This is a genomic window from Ruegeria sp. AU67 (assembly GCF_900312795.1).
Lineage (GTDB): Bacteria > Pseudomonadota > Alphaproteobacteria > Rhodobacterales > Rhodobacteraceae > Ruegeria > Ruegeria atlantica.
On record NZ_OMPH01000040.1, the window covers coordinates 15,359 to 35,529 of the forward strand.

A 20,171-nucleotide genomic window follows, 5' to 3' on the forward strand; every position below is an offset into this window, starting at 1 on the left:
GGCCAGACAAGACAGCCAAAACGGAGCCCGGATATGACTTCCGAACCGGATAAGAAAAAACCGATCTGGCGCCGGTATTTCCTGTGGGGAATGCCCGTGGCCGGTATTGCCGCAGCCTTTGTCGGCGGCATCATCTTCTGGGGCGGATTCAACACCGCCATGGAAGCCACCAACACCAAAGATTTCTGTATCTCTTGTCACGAGATGCGCGATTTTGTCTATGAAGAATACACCGGCACGATCCATGACGTGAACCGGTCCGGTGTCGGTGCGGTCTGTTCCGACTGTCACGTGCCCAAGGACTGGACCCACAAGATGATCCGCAAGATCAAGGCGTCCAAAGAGCTGTACGGCAAGGTGGTTGGCACCATCAACACGCGTGAGAAGTTCGAAGCCAAACGCGTGCATTTGGCGATGAATGAGTGGGAACGGATGAAGGCCACCGACTCGCGTGAATGCCGCAACTGTCACGACTTTGAATCGATGATGCCTGAATTCCAGAAACCCCGCGCGCGTCAACAGCACCTGAACGCGATGACTGTGGGCCAGACCTGTATCGACTGTCACAAGGGGATTGCGCACTCGGACGCCCGCGACCGGGCCGACGAAGAGTATCTGGAAGAACTTGAAGCGCCGAACCCGGACTTTATCCGTCAGATCCCGCCGGAATATATGGCGAGCCTTGAACGGATCGAAGCCAAGGAAGCCGCAGAAGCCGAGACCGAGAAAGCCGCCAAACAGGCGCAACATGAAGCCGTGCAGGCTCAAATCGCTGCGGCGGTGGATGCGGCCGTGGCCGAAGAACGTGCCAAATCCAACGGTGAGGAAGCAGCAGCGCCCGCAAGCGGGGGTGGTGATGATGTCGGCGCGGATATCGACTGGAACGCCGTTGCCGCCGCCGATTTGAAACTGTTCTACCCAGGTCAGGCTTCGTTTGAATGGGTCCAGAACGGTAAGTTCCACGGCGGCGCTCGCCCTCTGACCAAAGGTGGAGACCAGTGTACGACCTGCCACGCCAAAGAGCTGGACACGATCGGCAACAAGGTTGTTGCAGGCGGCGAATTGGAACCGACACCGATCCCCGGCAAACGCGGCGTAATCGACGCAACCGTTCAGGCAGCACATGATGACGAAAACCTGTATGTCCGCCTGCAATGGCCGGATGCAGACCACAACCCTGCACCCTTCGTGGATGGCGGCAAAATGGATCCCGACAACCAGATAAAGGTCGCCATGATGATCACCGGCACCGGAATCGAGTTGGGTGATCAGGTAGGCTGCTGGGCTTCGTGCCACGCCGACAACAGCTATATGCCCTTTGACCCCGGCGCGGATGCGATTGCCGCCAATGGCGACGTCGCAGGTCGCATGTCCGCGCAGGACACCGTGACCAAATACATCAGCGAAAGCCGCACGGATGTCGAAATCAAAGGCCGCCGTGGCAAAGCACTAGGCGGTTGGGACAAGCTGGAGGCCGAAGCACAGATCGAGCAGTACCTGGCCGATGGCACCTATCTAGACCTGATGCGCGTCTACGCCGATGGCAGCGCGACAAACGGCTATCTGCTGGAACAGCGCGTGGTCAATGACGGTGAAATCGCCGCCTCGGCGAACCTGTCCGGTGGCATGTGGACCGTGGTCTTTACCCGGCCGCTGAACTCGGGCGCGCCGGGTGACGTCCCGCTCGAGCCCGGCCAGACCTATACGGTTGGTTTTGCGATCCATGACGATTTCGCCGCCGCCCGGTTCCACCATGTCACGCTGGACACCAGCCTGGCATTGGACGACGACGACGCCTTCATCAACGTGGTCAAACAATAACAGATCGGGGCCGGGCACTCCGGCCCCACCCCATTTTGGAAAGGAGACTTGGACGATGAAACCCCAACACCTTCTTCCTGCCCTGCTTTTTCTGTCCGCGCCAGTATGGGCCGAGGACACTGCCGAGCTGTGCGCCGAAGCCGAAGACCGTTATCTCACGCTTTTTGGCCAGCCAACCTCGGCGGTCGAGGATGCCGAGGTGGTGCTGATGTACAAGTACAACTTCTGCCCATCCGAACTGACCGTGAAGGCCGGCACCACTGTCCGCTGGGTCAATGTCGACAAGCGGACCAGCCACTCGGTCTTGCTGAAGGATGGCGGTAAGTCGGAAAGCGACCGGTTGTTCCCTGAAGAAACGGTCGAGATAACCTTCCTTACCCCGGGTCCGCAGGAATACCTGTGTGGCCCGCATTGGGAAACACAGAACATGATCGGAATGATCACAGTCGAACCCTGAGCCGAGGCAAAAATACAGGCAGAAAGAAAGGAGCGCGGGCGCAAATCCCGCGCTCCTTAACTTTAGTCAAGGAAACAGCGCAGTTAATGCGCAAACCTACCAGCATGACACGCCCGGTTGGCCCAGCGACGTCCTCAATTCGCCGAATGGACCCGGGTTTCGAAGACATTCAGACCAAGCGAGTTTGCACATGAGCGGTAAGGTTTTTCTGATTGGTGCCGGTCCCGGCGACCCCGAACTCATGACCCTGCGCGCACTGCGCATGCTGCAAGAGGCCGATGTGGTTGTGTATGACCGGCTGGTTTCGGCCGACATTCTGGACCTGCATGCCCCCGGCGCGCGGCTGATCCCGGTCGGCAAAGCGCCCAAGTGCCATACGGTGCCGCAGGACCGCATTAATGACATTTTGGCAAAAGAGGCCCGCGCTGGCCTCACCGTAGCGCGTTTGAAGGGTGGCGACCCGATGATCTTTGGCCGCGGCTCTGAAGAGGCCGCGTATCTGATGGCGCACGGTATCGCCATTGAATACGCGCCAGGCATCACAGCGGCACAGGGGGCATCCAGTTCCACTGGCGTGCCGCTGACCCATCGCGGCCTGGCAACATCGGTTCAATATGTCACCGGTCACAGGCAAGCCGACAAAGTGCTGGACCTAGATTGGAAACGGCTGGCCGATCCTGACGCGACGCTAGTCATCTACATGGGTGTCGCAAATATCGGTCAGATCGCCATGGGCCTGATGACGGAAAACCTGCCTGGCTCGACGCCTGTTTTGGCCGTAGGCAAAGCGACAACGCCAGACGAGCGTCGACTTGTTTCAAGACTGGACAAATTGGCGGCGGATGTGCGCGAGGCGGATCTGAAGGCCCCGACGCTGTTTATCGTCGGGCAAGTGGTTACCCTTTATGCGGATCAACCCGTGACGAACCTGCTGGAGCAGGCCCATGGTTAGTGTCTTCCAATCGAATGGCGGGCTTCCGGCATGGGCCTCACGCGCTTTACTCACAACGGCCGTCCTCATAGCAACGTCAGCCCTTGCCGCCGATGTGCTTGATGGCAACGCGCTCAAACTGCTTGTGCATCAGGATTGCGGCTCTTGCCACGGGTTGTCTCTGAAAGGCGGTCTTGGGCCGGATCTGCGGTCCAAATCGTTGGAGCATTACGATGCAAACGTTCTGACCGACGTCATCCTTGACGGTATCCCCGGCACTGCAATGCCCCCGTGGCGGCCCCTGATCAGCGAAGAAGAGGCCGAATGGATCGCCCATTACCTGCTGGAACAGGAGGAACAATGAAACACTTTTTCCTTGGCCTCGCGGCCATCCTGATGATGACAACGGCGCAAGCCGAACCCACCGCCACTGGCGACTTAGGCCTGGTGATCGAACGGGCCAAGGGCTCGGTCTTGCTGATTGATCAATCAGACCGTGTCGCGCTGGCGCGGATCGAAGGGCTTGGCGACCTGTCCCATGCCTCGCTGGTATACTCGCCTGATGAACGCTTTGCCTATGTTTTTGGCCGTGATGGGGGCCTGACCAAGGTCGATATCGTTACACGCCAGATCGTGAACAGAGTCGTGCAGGCGGGCAATGCTATTGGCGGCGCGATTTCGGATGACGGCCAATTGGTAGCCGTATCAAATTATGAACCCGGCGGTGTGCGGGTCTTTGATGCCGACACGCTTGAAATGGTTGCCGACATCCCCACCGATGGCAAAACCATCGGTCTGGTCGACGCACCAGGCCGCCGGTTCGTGTTCACCATGTGGGACACGGGCGAGACCTGGATTACCGATTTCTCGGCGGGCAAGCCAGAAATCACCAAGATCTTCGACATGGGCAAGAACCCCTATGACGCGCTTATCACAGCCAATGGTCGGACCTACATCACCGGGCTATTCGGCGAAGACGGGCTGACAGCGCTGGACCTCTGGGCCGACAACCCCGAACCGATCCGCGTGTTACCCGACTATGGTCGTGGTCAGGAAGAGATGCCCGTCTACAAGATGCCCCATCTGGAAGGCTGGGCACTAACCGGGCGCGAGTTTGTGCTGCCCGCCGTCGGCCATCACGAGGTGCTCTGGATCGACGCCGATACCCTGACGGAAACCGGGCGCACCCAAACCCATGGCCAGCCTGTCTTTGCCATGTCGCGACCGGACGGGCGAGAGGTCTGGGTGAACTTTGCCCACCCGCTGAACGACACGATCCAGGTGATCGATAGCGTCAGCAAGGAGATCATCCATGAATTCAAACCGGGGCCTGCAGTGCTGCATATGGAGTTCACCTCGCGTGGGCATGAGGTCTGGATCAGCGTGCGGGATGCCAACAAGGTAATCGTCTACGACACACAAACCTTCGAAAAGCTGCGCGAGATCGAGGCGGACAGCCCATCTGGCATCTTCTTCACCGCCCGCGCGCACAAAACGGGGCTGTAGGCGATGGAACATATCACCGACCCGATCGATCGCCGCCTGCTGGATGAATTTCAACGCAATTTTCCGGTAACGGACCGCCCTTTCCAGGTTTTGGCTTTCACGTTGGGGCTGGACGAGATTGAAGTGTTGGATCGCCTAACCCGAATGCGGGCGACCGGCCGGATTACGAGAGTCGGCGCGACCATTGCCCCTGGCGCGGTTTCTGCCAGCACTCTGGCCGCCGTCGCTGCACCGGGTGAACGCCTGGAAGAAGTGGCCGCTATGATCGACGCCGAACCGGGTGTGAACCATAACTACCAGCGCGAGGACAAATGGAACCTCTGGTTCGTGGCAACCGGTCCAGACCGGGCGCATGTAAATGACACGCTGGCTCGGATCGCCCAGCGCACAGGGCTGCAGGTTCTCGACCTTCGGTTGGTTCGTCCGTTCAACGTGGATCTGGGGTTTCGCATGTCCGGCAAGACCCGAAACGTTCCAAGCCCGCGCAAGATAGATCGATCGGTCTTGCAAGACGGCGATCGCGCGTTGCTTCAAGCCCTCAGTTCGGGTTTGCCGCTGGTCGCTGAACCCTATGCCGTGCTGGCCCAGTCAATAGGTCGCGACGCTGCGGGTGTGATGGATCGGATCGAGGTACTGCACAGAGCCGGTATCATCTCGCGTCTGGGCGTGATCGTGCGCCACCGTGCGCTCGGATGGTCAGCCAATGCAATGGTTGTCTGGGACTTGCCATCCGAACAGATCGACGCCGCCGGTCCTGCCCTTGCAGCCCACCCCGGAGTGACCTTGTGCTATGAACGGTGTCCGGCCGAAGGGGTCTGGCCTTATCGCCTTTACTCAATGATCCACGCCCGCACCCGCAGCGAAGCGCTGGAGATTCTGGCCAGTGCGCGCGCGCTGCCGGACCTGTTTGGCGCGCAGCACAAGGTTTTGTTCTCGACGCGCTGTTTCAAACAGACCGGCGCGCTGATCCAACCGAAAGAGGCCGCCGCATGAAACTGGATGGAACCGATCGCGCGATCCTGAACCGGATGCAGGACGATCTACCCTTGGTATCGCACCCTTATGCAGCCGTGGCAGAGGAGTTGGGCATTCCTGAAAGCGAAGTGCTTAACCGCCTGACTCGTATGAAAGACAGCCGAGTGATCACGCGCTTTGGTCCGTTCTTCGACGCCGCCGCCATGGGGGGCGCTTTTTGCCTGTGTGCAATGGCGGTGCCAACTGAAGAATTCGAAACCGTCCTGACCAAAGTCAATGCGCATGCAGAGGTTGCCCACAATTATGAACGTACGCACCGGCTGAACATGTGGTTCGTGCTGGCCACTGAAACTCCTGAGGGGATCGTGGGCACTGCTGATGCAATCGAACGGGAAACGGGGATCTGCGTTCTTCGTTTCCCCAAACTACAGGAATTTTTCATCGGCTTTCGGGTGGCGGCATGATCGACGCAACAGATCGAGAGATTATCGAGGCGCTGCAAGGCGGGCTGCCCCTTGTGCCCGCGCCTTATGCGCAGGTGGCCGAGATACTTGGCATGGATGAAGATGCCCTTTTGTACCGCTTGGCCGAGTTCAAGTCGCGCGGTGTGATCCGTCGCATCGCTGCCGCGCCGAACCACTACAAATTGGGCATGACATCGAACGGGATGACCGTCTGGGATGTGGATGACGACCGGATCACCGAATTAGGCGCCCGGATCGGCGCGTTGCCCTTTGTCACCCATTGCTATGAACGCCCCCGCGCCCTGCCCGATTGGCCATACAATCTGTTCGCCATGGTACACGGCGCTGATCGTGACGAGGTCGAAGCAAAGCGCGCCGAAATTGCTGCCATTCTGGGCGATGCCTGCCGGGTCAAAGATATCCTTTATTCCACGCGCATCCTGAAAAAGACCGGGCTGCGCCTGAAAGCGAAAGGTTGAGACATGTTCCGCCTGACCGAATACATGCACCAACTGGTCAATCCGACCTTGGTGCGCAAACGCCGCTCCGGCCCGGTGAAACCGGTGGTTATCTGGAACCTGACGCGGCGCTGTAATTTGAAATGCCGCCATTGCTATACCGTTTCAGCGGATGTGGCCTTCCCCGGTGAGCTCAGCCATGAGCAAGCCATGGTAACCCTTGAGGATCTGGGCCAATTTCGCGTCCCGGCCCTGATCCTCTCGGGTGGAGAACCACTGGACCGGTTCGATTTCTTTGACATCGCCAAACGGGCCCGCGATCTGGTGCCGATGCTGGCATTGTCGACCAACGGCACGCGGATCTATGACGAAACCGCCGATATGATTGCCGATGTGGGGTTCAACTATGTGGGTATCTCGCTGGACGGTATCGGGGCCACAAATGACTGGTTCCGAGGGGTCGAAGGCGCCTTTGCCGACGCCCTGCGCGGCGTGCGTGAGTGTAAGAAACGCGGCATCAAGGTGGGACTTCGGTTTTGCCTGACTGAAGGTACTCAACACCATCTGCCCGATCTGCTGCAGCTGTGCGATGACGAGGGTGTCGACAAGTTCTACCTGTCCCATCTGGTCTATGCCGGTCGTGGAGACAAGAACCGAGGCGAAGATGCTGAACATCTGCGCACACGGAACGGGCTGGACCTGCTGTTGGAGCGCGCATGGGAGGCTGCCTCAGGTGATCATCCTCTGGATATCGTGACCGGTAATAATGACGCTGACGCGGGGTATTTCCTGAACTGGGTCCGCGCGCGTTTCGATGCTGAAAAAACAGCTCATGTACGCGAACATCTGGCGGCGTGGGGTGGCAACTCCAGCGGCCTGGGCGTGGCCAATATCGACAATCTGGGCCGCGTACACCCCGACACCTACTGGTCGGACTACACGGTCGGCAACGTGAAGACCCGGTCGTTCTCAGAACTTTGGACCAGCGATGATCAAATGCTGGCCATGCTGCGTACACGTCCCCGCCCCCTGAAAGGGCGCTGCGGTGCCTGTCAGCTCAAGGATGTCTGTGGTGGCAACACCCGTATCCGAGCTTTGCAGGTGACCGGCGACCCGTGGGCGGAAGATCCAGCATGCTATCTGTCAAACCAAGAAATCGGCGTGGATGACGCGGGCGAACGCCTGCAGGTCACGCCGTTCCGGGGGAAACGCCATGATCCGGCGCATCAGTTTTTCTAAGACACTCAAACTCGGCACTCTCTGCTCGCTGTTGTTGATCGGAACCGCATGGGCTGACGCTCCTTCGGATTACGCTGAATTTTGTGCGTCCTGCCACGGCGAAAACCGCTTAGGCGGCGTGGGTCCGGCGCTTATCCCTGAAACGCTGAAGCGGATGCGCGGTCCTCGCGTTGCCGCAGTTATCGCCGAAGGGCGGACCGCAACCCAAATGCCTGCCTTCTCGCACGAGCTCGACGCTTTGCAAATTGAAGAACTGGCGGGTTGGTTGAAATCACCGCTGGAAAGCGATCCCGAGTGGGGTGAGGCCGACATAATGGCCAGCCGAATTCTGGACGAGAATTACGTCGCAGTTGAAGCACCCATCTGGGACAGCGACCCGATGAACATTACTCTGGCTGTTGAGACAGGGGACCATCATGTCAGCGTGCTGGACGGTGACACTTTCGAGGTTTTGGACCGGTTCGAGACACCCTTTGCCGTTCATGGCGGTCCAAAATTCAGCCCAGACGGGCGATATGTGTTCATCATGTCACGTGATGGCTGGGTCCAGAAGTATGACATTTGGGCCTTGGAACAGGTTGGCCGCGTGCGCGCTGGCCTAAACAGTCGCAACATCGCCATGTCGGGCGATGGCAAATGGGTGGCAGTGGCAAACTACCTGCCCAACAGCCTGACCTTGCTGTCGACCGAAGACCTGTCCGTGGTCAAGGTCATCAACATCAAAAGCAAGAAGGGCAAGCCCAGCCGCGTTTCGGCGGTCTATCAGGCCCCCCCACGCGAGAGCTTTGTTCTGGCCCTCAAGGATGTGCCCGAGATCTGGGAGGTCTTCTACGGGGCCAATCCTCCTCAATTTGGTATCGGTCATGATTTCCGCATCGAAGGACAATTCAAAAACCCTGACCCTTTCCCGGTGCGCAAGATCACCACGCCGGACTATCTGGATGATTTCTTTTTCGACCAGAGCTATGAATACGTCATGGGCGCATCCCGCGGCGGCGAGGGCGGTCAGGTGATTGATCTGGTCATCGGTCAGAAGGTCGCCGATCTGGATCTGCCGGGGATGCCGCACCTGGGCTCGGGGATCACGTGGAGGTATGGCGATACGACCGTGATGGCAACGCCGCACCTGACCGATGGCACCGTTTCCGTGATCGATATGGAGACCTGGAAAACTGTTAAGCAGATCAAAACCGAAGGGCCGGGGTTTTTCATGCGCAGCCATGAGAATTCTCCTTACGTCTGGGCCGATGTGTTCTTTGGACCCAACAAGGACGCTATGCATGTGATCGACAAGCAGAGTCTTGAAATCGTTAAGACTCTGCGCCCGGCCCCCGGTCAAACCGTGGCTCATGTGGAATTCACCAAAGATGGCAGCCACGCACTCGTGTCCATCTGGGAAGATGATGGCGCGGTTATTGTCTATGACGCGCAAACATTGGAAGAGGTCCGCCGCCTGCCGATGCGCAAACCTTCAGGGAAATACAATGTCTGGAACAAAATCACCTTCTCGGAAGGCACCAGCCACTGAGGGCAATTGGCCGGTCTGGAAACTGGCCATCCTTTTGTATCCGGCCACGGCTTTGACCGTGGCCATCAACCTGTTTCTAGCGGGGCTGATCGCCAACAGCGCCGGGTTTGGCGTGATTACGCCTGTAGCCGCGATCCTGTGGTCAATTCCCCTGGGCGTACCCGCCGCGTGGTTGGCAGGGCGTTGGTTGCGCGGGCTGATGGATGAAGCGGACGAATAACGCGAAATTTCCTGCAGCCTAACCGAAGTCAAGTATCACCAAGCGAGAATCCCCTACGACTTAGGAACGATTTCCGAGTTGGATTCTCCATGCCCGCCCTTAGCCCTCTGCACAGCCTCCCTGTTCGCGCGTTACGTGCGACGTGTGCGTTGGCGGGTATCCTTATGCTGTTGTTGCAAACGATCGGTCCCGCGCTGGCGAGTCCCGGCCAAAGCATGTGGGTGGAAATCTGCTCGGAGGCAGGGGCGGTCTGGGTCCAGATAGACCTTGAGGAGGAAGACCTGGACCCAACCGCGCCCTGCCCCAAATGCGCCGATTGCGCCCTGTGTGCTGTCACCTCGGCGGCCCCGGTGCCGAACTTGCCTGTACTCGCACGGGGCAACGTTATTCACACCGAACACCCTTCGCCCCGCGATCTGGTTGAGGTCTGCAGCTTGAAACGATTGTGGCCTGAAACCCGTGGCCCCCCGGCTGCACCCAAGAAATACATCGAACGCGCCCAGCGCGCGTCCATAGCGTCAATCCAAGTATCCGGAGGTGCGCTGTGGCCGTAAGTCGCGCAATCCAATTCCTGCTGGCCCTTACCCTGTCCTGCCTGATGGCGATCAGTGCCCATGCTGACAGCCTCGCCAGCTTCCTGCCTGACATCACCCCTTCTGAGTTAGTCCCCGAAGCCGATGCCTTTGGTCCCGTGCGCGGTGACGTGCCCGTTGCTCCGGTTCTAAAGGGCGGCGAGACCGTCGCCTGGGCTTTCCTGACCTCGGATTTCGTCGGCACCACCGGCTATTCCGGCAAGCCCATCCACGTGGTCGCCGCCATCGACGACGACGCAGTTCTGGCCGGAGTGAAACTGGTCAAACACTCGGAACCCATTGTTCTGATCGGCATCCCCAATTCGCGCATGGTAAAATTGACGGAAGGCTATGCCGGGCTGGACCTAAAAGTCGAAGCCGAGACCGGTGGTGAGGGGCATGACCTCGATATCATTTCGGGCGCGACTGTGACGATCATGGTGATTGATGACAGCCTGGTTCGTGGCGGCATCAAGGTAGCTCGCGCGCTGGGTCTGGGTGGTCTGTCGCCGCTACAGGCCGATGGTCCCAAGCGCGAAATCGATATGGCTAAGAACTCAGTCTATGACTGGACCAATCTGTCCGGCGATGGCTCGGTCCGGCGCCTGACTTTGGATGTCGGTCAGGTCAATGCCGCCTTTGCAGCCACAGGCGATCAGCGCGCCATCAAACGCCCGGAACCGGGCGAGCCGGATGACACGTTCATCGACATGCATGTGGCGCTGGTCTCGGTCCCATCGGTCGGCAAGTCCCTGTTGGGCGAGGCCGAATATCAGAATCTGACCGAGCGGCTGGACGAAGGTGAACAGGCCATTCTGGTGCTGGGGCGTGGGGCTTACAGCTTCAAGGGTTCAGGCTATGTGCGCGGCGGAATTTTCGACCGGATTCAGCTTATTCAGGGCGACAATTCGGTGCGGTTCTTTGACAAGCAGCAAGAGCGTCTTGGCAAGGTTGCGGCCCCGGATGCGCCCAGCTTCACCGAACTGGATATCTTCAAGATCCCTGCCGAGGCCGAGTTTGACCCCGCCGAGCCGTTCCGCCTGCAATTGCTGGTACAACGGGCCGTGGGCGCGGTTGAGAAGACGTTCCTGACCTTCGATCTGGGCTACAAGCTGCCCGAGCAATACCTGCTGCCCGTCACCGCCCCGGCGGTTGTTGACGATGCCACGGGCGAAGCCGCGGCCAAAGCCGCACTTTGGAAGCGCATCTGGAAGGACCGCACGGTCGAGATCGCCGTGCTTGGCGTCATGCTGCTGGTGCTGACCGCAACCTTCTTCTTCCAGTTTCACGCGACGATGAATGCACGGGTCTTCTACTGGTTCCGCATCGGGTATCTGACCATGACCCTGTTCTTTATCGGCTGGTACGCCAATGCGCAGCTGAGCGTGGTGAACCTGATGGCATTGGCAGGCAGTCTGCGGACCGGCTTCTCATGGGATGCGTTCCTGCTGGATCCACTGGTCTTCATCCAATGGTTTGCCGTCGCCGCCGCGTTGCTATTCTGGGGCCGTGGTGCCTACTGCGGCTGGCTGTGTCCATTCGGCGCGCTGCAGGAGCTGACCAACAAGATCGCGCGGGCCTTACGCGTCCCGCAATGGACGCTGCCTTGGGGCCTGAACGAACGCCTCTGGCCCGCAAAATACATGATCTTCCTCGGATTGTTCGGCCTCAGCTTCGTCTCGATCCCGCTGGCCGAGAAATATGCCGAGGTAGAGCCGTTCAAAACCGCGATCATTCTGAAATTCATGCGCGACTGGCCATTCGTGGTCTTTGCGCTGACCTTGCTGGGGATCGGGCTGTTCATCGAACGGTTCTACTGCCGCTACCTCTGCCCGCTGGGCGGAGCGCTGGCGATCCCTGCCCGTATTCGCATGTTCGACTGGCTGCGCCGCTACAAGGAATGCGGCACCCCCTGTCAGACCTGCGCCAACGAATGCCCCGTTCAAGCCATCCACCCCACCGGTGAGATCAATCCGAACGAGTGCGTCACCTGCCTGCATTGTCAGGTGCTCTACCAGTCCGAGGACAAATGTCCCGTAGTTATCCGCCAACTGAAACGGCGGGCCAAGACAGGGTCGGTCGACCTCAAGACCCCCCTCGGGCAACCACCGGCGAACCATCCGAACGCCAAACCGCAATCCGTTTCCTAAAAAAGGAGGAACGATCATGTCGGACAATGAAAACAAACTGAACATCACACGCCGTGGGATGCTGGGTGCGACCGCAACCGGCGCCGTGCTAGCCGGGACAGGTCTGGGCTCGACCCTGATGACCGCAAAGCAGGCCAGCGCTGCGGCCAATGCCAATCTGCAGCCTGGTGAGCTGGATGAATATTACGGCTTTTGGTCCTCGGGTCAGACCGGTGAATTGCGCATCCTAGGCTTCCCGTCCATGCGTGAACTGATGCGGGTGCCAGTTTTCAACCGCTGCTCCGCCACCGGGTGGGGTCAGACCAACGAGTCGCTGAAAATCATGACCGATGGTCTGCTGCCGGAAACCAAAGAGTTTCTCGCCAAGCGCGGCATGAAGACCTATGACAACGGCGATTTGCACCACCCGCACATGTCGTTCACCGACGGCACCTATGACGGCCGTTACTTGTTCATGAACGACAAGGCCAACACCCGCGTTGCCCGCGTGCGCTGCGACGTGATGAAATGCGACAAGATCACCGAGATCCCGAACGCCAAGGCGATCCACGGTCTGCGTCCGCAAAAATTCCCGCGTACCGGTTATGTCTTTGCCAATGGTGAGGATGAAACCCCGCTGGTCAACGATGGCACAGTGCTGGACGATCCGTCGCAATACGTGAACATCTTCACCGCGCTGGACGGCGACACCATGGAGGTCGCGTGGCAGGTGATCGTGTCGGGTAACCTCGACAACACCGACTGCGACTATCAGGGTAAGTACGCTTATTCGACCTCGTACAATTCGGAAATGGGTATGAACCTGGCCGAGATGACCGAGAACGAGCTGGATCATGTCGTTGTCTTCAACCTCGCAGAAATCGAAGCAGGGATTGAGGCCGGTGACTATCAGGAACTGAAAGGCGTCAAGGTTCTGGATGGACGCAAGGGTCAGAACAAGAAGTACACCCGTTACATCCCGATCCCGAACTCGCCGCACGGTATCAACACTGCGCCTGACGGCAAGCACGTCTGCATCAACGGTAAGCTGTCGCCCACCGTATCGATCATGGATGTGACCAAGCTGGACGCCCTGTTCGAAAGCGACGCCGACCCACGTTCCTGCATTGTGGGTGAACCGCAGTTGGGTCTTGGCCCGCTTCACACCGCCTATGACGGTCAGGGCAATGCGTTCACCACGCTGTTCCTCGACAGTCAAATCGTGAAGTGGAACATCGAAGACGCCATCAAGGCCTATGCCGGTGAGGACGTGGACCCGATCATCTCGAAGGTTGATGTGCACTATCAGCCGGGCCACAACTCGACCACCATGGGTGAAACCAAGGAGGCCGACGGCAAATGGCTGATTTCGATGAACAAGTTCTCGAAAGACCGGTTCCTGAACACGGGCCCGCTGAAGCCTGAAAATGAACAGCTGATCGACATCTCATCCAACGAGATGAAAGTGGTTCACGACGGTCCGACCTTTGCTGAGCCGCACGACTCGATCATGGTTCGCGCCGACATCGTCAACCCGGTCAACGTCTGGGACCGCGCCGATGTCACATGGGAAGACGCCCGCAAACAGGCCGAGGCTGATGGCATCGATTTGGAAGACGGAGCTGAAGAACCGATCCGGGACGGCAACAAAGTACGGGTCTACATGACCTCGCAGGCCCCGATCTTCAGCCTTGAGAAGTTCACTGTTAAACAGGGTGACGAGGTAACGGTTTACATCACCAACCTGGATGACGTGGACGATGTAACCCACGGCTTCTGCCTGGGCAACTACGGCATCGCGATGGAAGTCGCCCCGATGGCAACCGCTTCGGTTACCTTCACTGCTGACCGTCCGGGCGTGCACTGGTTCTATTGCCAGTGGTTCTGCCACGCGCTGCACATGGAAATGCGCGGCCGGATGCTGGTCGAACCGGCGGGAGCATAACCCATGCGTTGGCCCCTGCTCATACCGCTCCTGCTCGGCTCGCCCCTTTGGGCGGCGGACTGGGATGTGCCCAACCGGGCGGGGGCCATCAATGAAACACTGGCGCAGGCGGCGGATGGAGACACCCTTCGCCTGAGCCCCGGTGTCTACACCGAAACACTTGTGCTGGACCGGCCCGTCACCATCGACGGGCTGGGACAGGCCACCATCGACGGACAAGGTGAAGGCAGTGTCATCACAGTGACTGGGCCCGGCGTAATCGTGAGGGGTCTGACAGTGATCGGTTCGGGCTCAAGCCATGATGGGATCGACAGCGGCATCCAGTTGACTAAAACGGCCAAGGCGCCGGTGGTCGAGGATAACGTGCTACTGGGCAATCTTTATGGCGTCGACATTCATGGTGCCAAGGACAGCATCGTTCGTGGTAACCGCATTGAAGGTCGCCAAGACCAGCGAATGAACGACCGGGGAAACGGAGTCTATGTCTGGAACGCGCCCGGTTCCGTGGTGGATAGCAATGACATCCGCTATGGCCGCGACGGGATCTTTGTGAACTCGTCGAAAAAGAACACCTTCACCGGCAACCTGTTCCGCGACCTGCGTTTTGCGGTGCATTACATGTATGCCGACGACTCAGTTGTCAGTGACAATGTCTCGATCGGCAACGATCTGGGTTATGCGGTGATGTTCACGACCAATGTGAAAGTCGCCGACAACGTCTCAATCGGTGACCGTGAACATGGCGTGATGTTGAACTACGCCAACAAGAGCGAGATCACCGGCAATGTCGTGATCGGTGCCAAGGAAAAATGCACCTTCCTTTATAACTCCAACAAAAACGAATTCACCGACAACTGGTTCCAGGGATGCGGCATCGGCATCCACTTTACCGCCGGATCCGAGCGCAACCGGATCGTCGGAAACGCCTTTGTCGGCAACCGGACCCAAGTGAAATACGTTTCGACCAAATGGGTCGAGTGGTCCGAAGACGGGCGCGGCAATTACTGGTCCGATTTTGCCGCCTATGACGTGGACGGCGACGGCATCGCCGACGCCCCTTATCGCCCCAATGACAGTATGGACCATGTGCTGTGGACCCAACCCGCGGCCAAACTTTTGCTCGGCTCCCCCGCCGTGCAACTGGTGCGCTGGTCCCAATCGGCCTTCCCGGCGCTGTTGCCGGGCGGTGTGATGGACAGCAACCCACTGATGCAAGCCCCTGAACCCCCAGCAATGAAAAAGGTGCCTCATGACGGATAAGGCCCTGTCTATCGACCATGTCTGCAAGGACCGAGGGATAACCCGCGTTCTTGACGATATCACCCTGTCACTTGCCCCTGGTCAGCGCGTGGCGCTGCTGGGCCATAACGGCGCGGGCAAGTCGACCCTGATCAAATCTATCCTCGGTCTGACATCGATCCATGTCGGAACCATCCGGATCGGAGATGCCACTCCCGGCAGTGCGCAGGCGCGACGGGATACTGCCTATTTGCCTGAGGCAGTGTCGTTTCATCCTGCGCTGACGGGCCGCGAGCAGTTGACCTTATTTGCGCAGCTTTCCGGGTCCAATGCCGATGTCCCCGGCCTGCTTGACCGCGTGGGCCTTGGCAACGCTCTGGACCGCCGGATCGGAACCTACTCCAAAGGCATGCGCCAACGTCTGGGTTTGGCGCAAGTGCTGCTGGGCCAGCCAAAAGTGGCGCTGTTGGATGAGCCAACAAGTGGTTTGGACCCGATCTCACGGCAAGACCTTTATGCCATCATCGATGAATTGGCCGGGCAAGGCACAGCGGTCCTGATTGCCTCCCACGCTCTCACCGAGGTCGAAGCCCGCACCGACCGCATCGCCATCATGCGCCAAGGCCGAATGGTCGCGGATGACACTCTCAACAATCTGTCGGCGCTGGCTGGTCTGCCGATCCGCCTCAAAGTGCGTGCCAGCGCGAACCCCGAAGCACTTGCCGCCGAACTGGGCGGCAACCGGATCAACGGAGCATCTGTTGAGCTGCTCTGCTCGCCGGATGACAAGATGGAGGCCCTGCGCCGCATCGCCGGACTGGGCGACGCCGTGGCGGATGTGGAAATGACCCCGCCCAAACTTGAAGACCTCTACCGCCATTATGCACAGGAGGAGATGCAATGACCCGCTTCCTCGCCATCACCCGCGCCGAGATGTTGATCCTGCGCCGCAACCGCTGGCTGTTGATGGCCACGCTGATCATGGTGCTGTTCGCGTTGGCCCTGACCTTTGCAGGCAGCGCGCCGACCGGCACGCTGGGCGTCGATATGCTGACTGTCTCGGTCGCTTCGATGACCACGCTTTCGGTCTATCTTGCGCCGCTGCTAGCGCTGATGATCGCTTTCGACGCCATCGCAGGCGACGTGGACCGCGGCAGTCTGTCGTTGCTGCTGTCCTACCCCGCCGGACGCGGAGAAATCCTGCTGGGCAAATTCACCGCCCATCTGGCGGCATTGGCCTTTGCCATGACCATCGGTTTCGGCACCGCAGGCGCAGTGGCAGCGTGGTTCGGTGGCGCGGGCCCCGAAAGCCTGATGGCTCTGGCGCGCCTAATCCTTACCTCCATCTTGCTGGGCGCCGTTTTTCTGGCACTGGGGTACCTGCTGTCTGCTCTGGCAAGGGGCGCTACGGCGGCGGCAGGTCTGTCGGCCGGGCTTTGGCTGGTCTTTGTCGTCCTCTATGATCTTGGCTTGTTGGGAGCGGTCGTCATGGATGAGGGCGGCACATTCACCCAATCCGTCTTTCCATGGGTGATGGTGGCCAACCCGGCCGACGCATTTCGTTTGTGGAACATCGCCGCGACCGAAGGCGTCGCAATGGCGTCCGGCATGACCGGTGCGGCCCAAGCTCTGCCCGTCTGGGCCGCGCCCGCCTCGCTGCTGATCTGGCCGATACTGGGCTTTGCTCTTGCGCGCCTGGCTTTCCGGAGGGTCGAGCCATGAAACGCCTGTGCTTAATCGCGCTGATTGCTCTGACGGCTTGCAAAGAAGAGGTCGCCGTTGCCCCCGACCCGGTCGATCTGACCCCGGATGCGCTGAGCTTTTTCTGTCAGATGAACATCGCCGAACATGGCGGGCCCAAAGGACAGATTCATCTGGAAGGCTATCCCGCCCCGCTGTTCTTTGCACAGGTGCGGGACATGGTGGCCTATCTCAAAAGCCCGGAGCGAGACGCCGACATAACTGCCATTTATGTCAGTGATATGAGTGTCGCGCCCAACTGGCAGCAACCAGGTGTGTCCAACTGGATCGCCGCCGATGTCGCCACTTTTGTTGTCGGCTCCGACGTCGCGGGCGGCATGGGTGCGCGTGAGGTGGTGCCATTTTCCAACCCAGCCGATGCCGCATCATTCATCGACCAGTATGGCGGTGCCGCTCTGCCCTTGTCCGAGATTCCTGATACCGAGGTGCTAGGCCCGGTCGACCTAGGCTTACTACTGGAGACACCCGCATGACCTTTCTGTCCCGCCGCCGGTTTCTGACCATCTCGGCTGCAAGCGCGGCCTGCCCTACAATCGCTAGCGCTGCTACAGCAGCACGGTGGCGCGGTTCCGCATTGGGCGCACCGGCAAGCATGCAGTTGGTCGGGCTGACAGATACCCAAGCCCGCCCCCTTTTTGCCGCTGTCGAAGCCGAAGTCACACGGCTGGAAGATATCTTCAGCCTGTATCGCCCAAAATCCCAACTTTCGCGCCTGAACCGCGATGGGTTTCTTATGCAACCAGCGCCCGAGCTCTTGAGCCTGTTCAGCCTGTGCACAGTTTTGCACCAGAATTCAGGGGGCGCATTCGACCCAACAATCCAACCTCTATGGACTGCTTTGGTAAGTGGTACCGACAGCGCTACCGCCCGGAAAACCATCGGATGGAACAAGGTCTCGGCTAACAGTGATGCCGTGCGCCTGCCCTATCCCGGCCATTCGGCGCTGACTCTGAATGGAGTAGCGCAAGGGGCAATCACAGATCGCATTGCTGCGCTGCTCAGATCAAAGGGGCTACAAGACGTTTTGGTCGATATGGGGGAAGTCGTGGCCCTGGGACAACCTCACGATGGGCGCGATTGGCAAGTCAGTTTGGCAGGCCCCGAAAGTCAGATCACTAAGCGTATCTCTCTGCGCGACCGAGCTGTTGCGACCTCTGATTCCGGTAACCTGATGCTGACTGACGCTCACGGTCACATCCTCAGCCCCACCGGGCAAACACCAGCGCGCCGGGTATTGTCGGTATCTGCAAACTCCGCAGCGCTCGCCGATGGGCTTTCAACAGCCCTGTGCGCACTGACTGACGGAGATATGCCGAGCGTTCTAAACCGTTTCCAAGATGCGCGACTAGAGATGAAAGTCTAACCCGGACCACACGCGTCGGACAAAAACGTCGCGCAATATCGGTAACAAATGAGTTCGCGATGACGTCCGATTGAGAGTGTAATGACGGAGACGAAGTCAGTTAACTAATTACGCAAATCACTACAAAATATATATTAAAATGAAAGCTGTATGAGTAATATCACCTAAAGCACCGCACTCAATTCGATGTCAGGCGAGGCAAATCCCAAGGTTAGAATATAATGGTAGGCCCGCATGTGAAACACATAGCGGTCACTCATGCAGAGTGCCGCGAATGTCGTCTGGTCCGCAGAGCGGTCGCTCAGTCCCGACGTGAAAAATGTCTATTTTTCGGACTAAGCTGACCTTTACTTCCAGCAAACTGCTGGCAACTTCTTCACTGATCGTGTTCCGTTTTTGTGGCGAAGAAAATGCAATAAAATGCTCTTCCGTGCCATCGTGTATGAAAATCTAAAACAAACACGCTAGCTAGAGGAGCCAGCTAGATAGAGCAACGCAATCCTCCGCTTCCGTTCGCCTGGCGGACAAAAGTATTTTGCGTCATGCGTATTGCCTCGAATTGCGGAAGCAATGTCTTCGGGAGAAGAATAGTATGATCACCGCGCTAAGCTACTTAGGTATTCGTTCCAACAAGTCAGACGATTGGCAGCAGTTCGCCGGCAATGTGCTGGGCATGCAGGTTGTGGATCACGGTGGTCGCAATACCGCGTTTCGGATGGATGATCAAAGCCAACGGCTAATCGTATCAGATGAACCCGGCGATACCCTGGCCTATATCGGGTGGGAGGTTGGCAAGAAGTCCGACCTGGAAAAGATTGCCGCCCGACTAGAGTCTGCCGGGCACAATGTTACCCTGGGGGATGGCGGTCTGGCGAACCGCCGGTACGTGACTGAAATCATTACTTGCATCGACCCTGCCGGAAATCGGCTTGAGTTTGTCTGGAAGCCAGAGAAAACGACAGATCCCTTTATCCCGGGACGACCCATTGAAGGGTTCAAGACCGGACCATATGGCATGGGGCACGCTGTTTTGCATGTGTCGGACGCCGAAGCGCTTGTGCCATTTTATAGCGATGTACTTGGCTTCCATTTAAGCGACTATGGCTTAAAGCCAATTCCCCTCTATTTCTTTCACGTCAACGGTCGGCATCACAGCTTTGCCATAGTTGGGTCAGGCCAGGCAGGATTTCACCACTTCATGGTGGAATACGACAATCTGGACGACGTGGGTCAGGGGTATGATCTGGCCCAGAATGGTCTTGCCGAAATTGCCTACACACTAGGGCGGCACACCAACGATTACATGACAAGCTTTTATGCCCATACGCCGTCAGGCTTTTTTGTAGAAAGCGGTTGGGGTGGGAGGATCATCGATCCAGCCACGTGGGAGGCTTGTGAAACAAATGTCGGTCCCAGTTTTTGGGGCCACGAGCGGCTCTACCTGAACGAACAGGAACGTGCCGCTTTTCGGGATAAGCGATTGGCAACCGCAGCCGCGGGGCACCGGGCACCAAGTGTTGTGAATTGCCCCTGGCTCTACGGGCAAATCCCCGAGGTCTGAGC

The 20,171-nt window shown here is 58.6% G+C and carries 20 protein-coding genes; all 20 read left to right on the forward strand.

Translation table 11 applies throughout. From position 1 onward, the window contains the following. Positions 1-33 precede the first annotated feature (33 nt). A complete protein-coding gene (locus tag DK510_RS23545) occupies positions 34-1,821 on the forward strand; it encodes a NapC/NirT family cytochrome c (protein WP_109313517.1) in 1,788 nt (595 codons plus the stop codon). Positions 1,822-1,876: 55 nt separating this feature from the next. Further along, entirely contained in the window at positions 1,877-2,278 is a 402-nt protein-coding gene (locus DK510_RS19495) for a plastocyanin/azurin family copper-binding protein (protein WP_109313518.1), read from the forward strand. A gap of 190 nt (positions 2,279-2,468) precedes the next feature. Next, complete coding sequence (gene cobA / locus DK510_RS19500) at positions 2,469-3,230, forward strand: uroporphyrinogen-III C-methyltransferase (RefSeq protein ID WP_109313519.1); 762 nt, start codon at positions 2,469-2,471, stop codon at positions 3,228-3,230. Further along, the gene (locus DK510_RS19505; RefSeq protein WP_109313520.1) at positions 3,223-3,573 is read left to right on the forward strand and encodes a cytochrome c; all 351 of its coding nucleotides are present in this window, start codon (positions 3,223-3,225) and stop codon (positions 3,571-3,573) included. Before cobA ends, DK510_RS19505 begins: the two co-directional genes overlap by 8 nt. Beyond that, complete coding sequence (locus DK510_RS19510; RefSeq protein ID WP_109313521.1) at positions 3,570-4,715, forward strand: cytochrome D1 domain-containing protein; 1,146 nt, start codon at positions 3,570-3,572, stop codon at positions 4,713-4,715. Before DK510_RS19505 ends, DK510_RS19510 begins: the two co-directional genes overlap by 4 nt. A 3-nt stretch (positions 4,716-4,718) precedes the next feature. Continuing rightward, a complete protein-coding gene (locus tag DK510_RS19515; protein ID WP_109313522.1) occupies positions 4,719-5,708 on the forward strand; it encodes an AsnC family transcriptional regulator in 990 nt (329 codons plus the stop codon). Next, complete coding sequence (locus tag DK510_RS19520) at positions 5,705-6,154, forward strand: Lrp/AsnC family transcriptional regulator (protein ID WP_058274922.1); 450 nt, start codon at positions 5,705-5,707, stop codon at positions 6,152-6,154. Before DK510_RS19515 ends, DK510_RS19520 begins: the two co-directional genes overlap by 4 nt. After that, complete coding sequence (locus DK510_RS19525) at positions 6,151-6,633, forward strand: AsnC family transcriptional regulator (RefSeq protein ID WP_109313523.1); 483 nt, start codon at positions 6,151-6,153, stop codon at positions 6,631-6,633. Before DK510_RS19520 ends, DK510_RS19525 begins: the two co-directional genes overlap by 4 nt. Positions 6,634-6,636: 3 nt before the next feature. Beyond that, complete coding sequence (gene nirJ, locus DK510_RS19530) at positions 6,637-7,851, forward strand: heme d1 biosynthesis radical SAM protein NirJ (RefSeq protein ID WP_109313524.1); 1,215 nt, start codon at positions 6,637-6,639, stop codon at positions 7,849-7,851. Beyond that, complete coding sequence (locus DK510_RS19535) at positions 7,826-9,379, forward strand: nitrite reductase (protein WP_109313525.1); 1,554 nt, start codon at positions 7,826-7,828, stop codon at positions 9,377-9,379. Before nirJ ends, DK510_RS19535 begins: the two co-directional genes overlap by 26 nt. Continuing rightward, positions 9,336-9,599, forward strand: coding sequence for a hypothetical protein (locus DK510_RS19540; RefSeq protein WP_058274926.1), 264 nt, complete (start codon positions 9,336-9,338; stop codon positions 9,597-9,599). The genes DK510_RS19535 and DK510_RS19540 overlap by 44 nt, the downstream gene beginning before the upstream one ends. An 89-nt stretch (positions 9,600-9,688) precedes the next feature. Continuing rightward, positions 9,689-10,153, forward strand: coding sequence for a hypothetical protein (locus DK510_RS19545; protein ID WP_058277299.1), 465 nt, complete (start codon positions 9,689-9,691; stop codon positions 10,151-10,153). Between the two features lie 44 nt (positions 10,154-10,197). Further along, the gene (locus DK510_RS19550) at positions 10,198-12,321 is read left to right on the forward strand and encodes a NosR/NirI family protein (RefSeq protein WP_234999186.1); all 2,124 of its coding nucleotides are present in this window, start codon (positions 10,198-10,200) and stop codon (positions 12,319-12,321) included. Between the two features lie 16 nt (positions 12,322-12,337). Continuing rightward, positions 12,338-14,245: a TAT-dependent nitrous-oxide reductase gene (gene nosZ / locus DK510_RS19555; RefSeq protein WP_109313527.1), complete on the forward strand. Its 1,908-nt coding sequence runs from the start codon at positions 12,338-12,340 to the stop codon at positions 14,243-14,245. Between the two features lie 3 nt (positions 14,246-14,248). Continuing rightward, positions 14,249-15,505 (forward strand): nitrous oxide reductase family maturation protein NosD, encoded by a 1,257-nt coding sequence (locus DK510_RS19560; protein WP_109313528.1) that lies wholly within the window; start codon positions 14,249-14,251, stop codon positions 15,503-15,505. Next, the gene (locus DK510_RS19565; RefSeq protein WP_109313529.1) at positions 15,495-16,388 is read left to right on the forward strand and encodes an ABC transporter ATP-binding protein; all 894 of its coding nucleotides are present in this window, start codon (positions 15,495-15,497) and stop codon (positions 16,386-16,388) included. Before DK510_RS19560 ends, DK510_RS19565 begins: the two co-directional genes overlap by 11 nt. Next, on the forward strand, positions 16,385-17,206 hold the full coding sequence (locus DK510_RS19570; RefSeq protein WP_109313530.1) for an ABC transporter permease: 822 nt from the start codon (positions 16,385-16,387) through the stop codon (positions 17,204-17,206). The genes DK510_RS19565 and DK510_RS19570 overlap by 4 nt, the downstream gene beginning before the upstream one ends. Beyond that, positions 17,203-17,718: a nitrous oxide reductase accessory protein NosL gene (locus tag DK510_RS19575; RefSeq protein ID WP_109313531.1), complete on the forward strand. Its 516-nt coding sequence runs from the start codon at positions 17,203-17,205 to the stop codon at positions 17,716-17,718. The genes DK510_RS19570 and DK510_RS19575 overlap by 4 nt, the downstream gene beginning before the upstream one ends. Next, positions 17,715-18,608 carry an FAD:protein FMN transferase gene (locus DK510_RS19580; protein ID WP_109313532.1) on the forward strand — a complete coding sequence of 298 codons (894 nt, stop codon included), beginning with the start codon at positions 17,715-17,717 and terminating at the stop codon, positions 18,606-18,608. Before DK510_RS19575 ends, DK510_RS19580 begins: the two co-directional genes overlap by 4 nt. 592 nt (positions 18,609-19,200) lie before the next feature. After that, positions 19,201-20,169 carry a VOC family protein gene (locus tag DK510_RS19585; RefSeq protein WP_109313533.1) on the forward strand — a complete coding sequence of 323 codons (969 nt, stop codon included), beginning with the start codon at positions 19,201-19,203 and terminating at the stop codon, positions 20,167-20,169. Positions 20,170-20,171 lie beyond the last annotated feature (2 nt).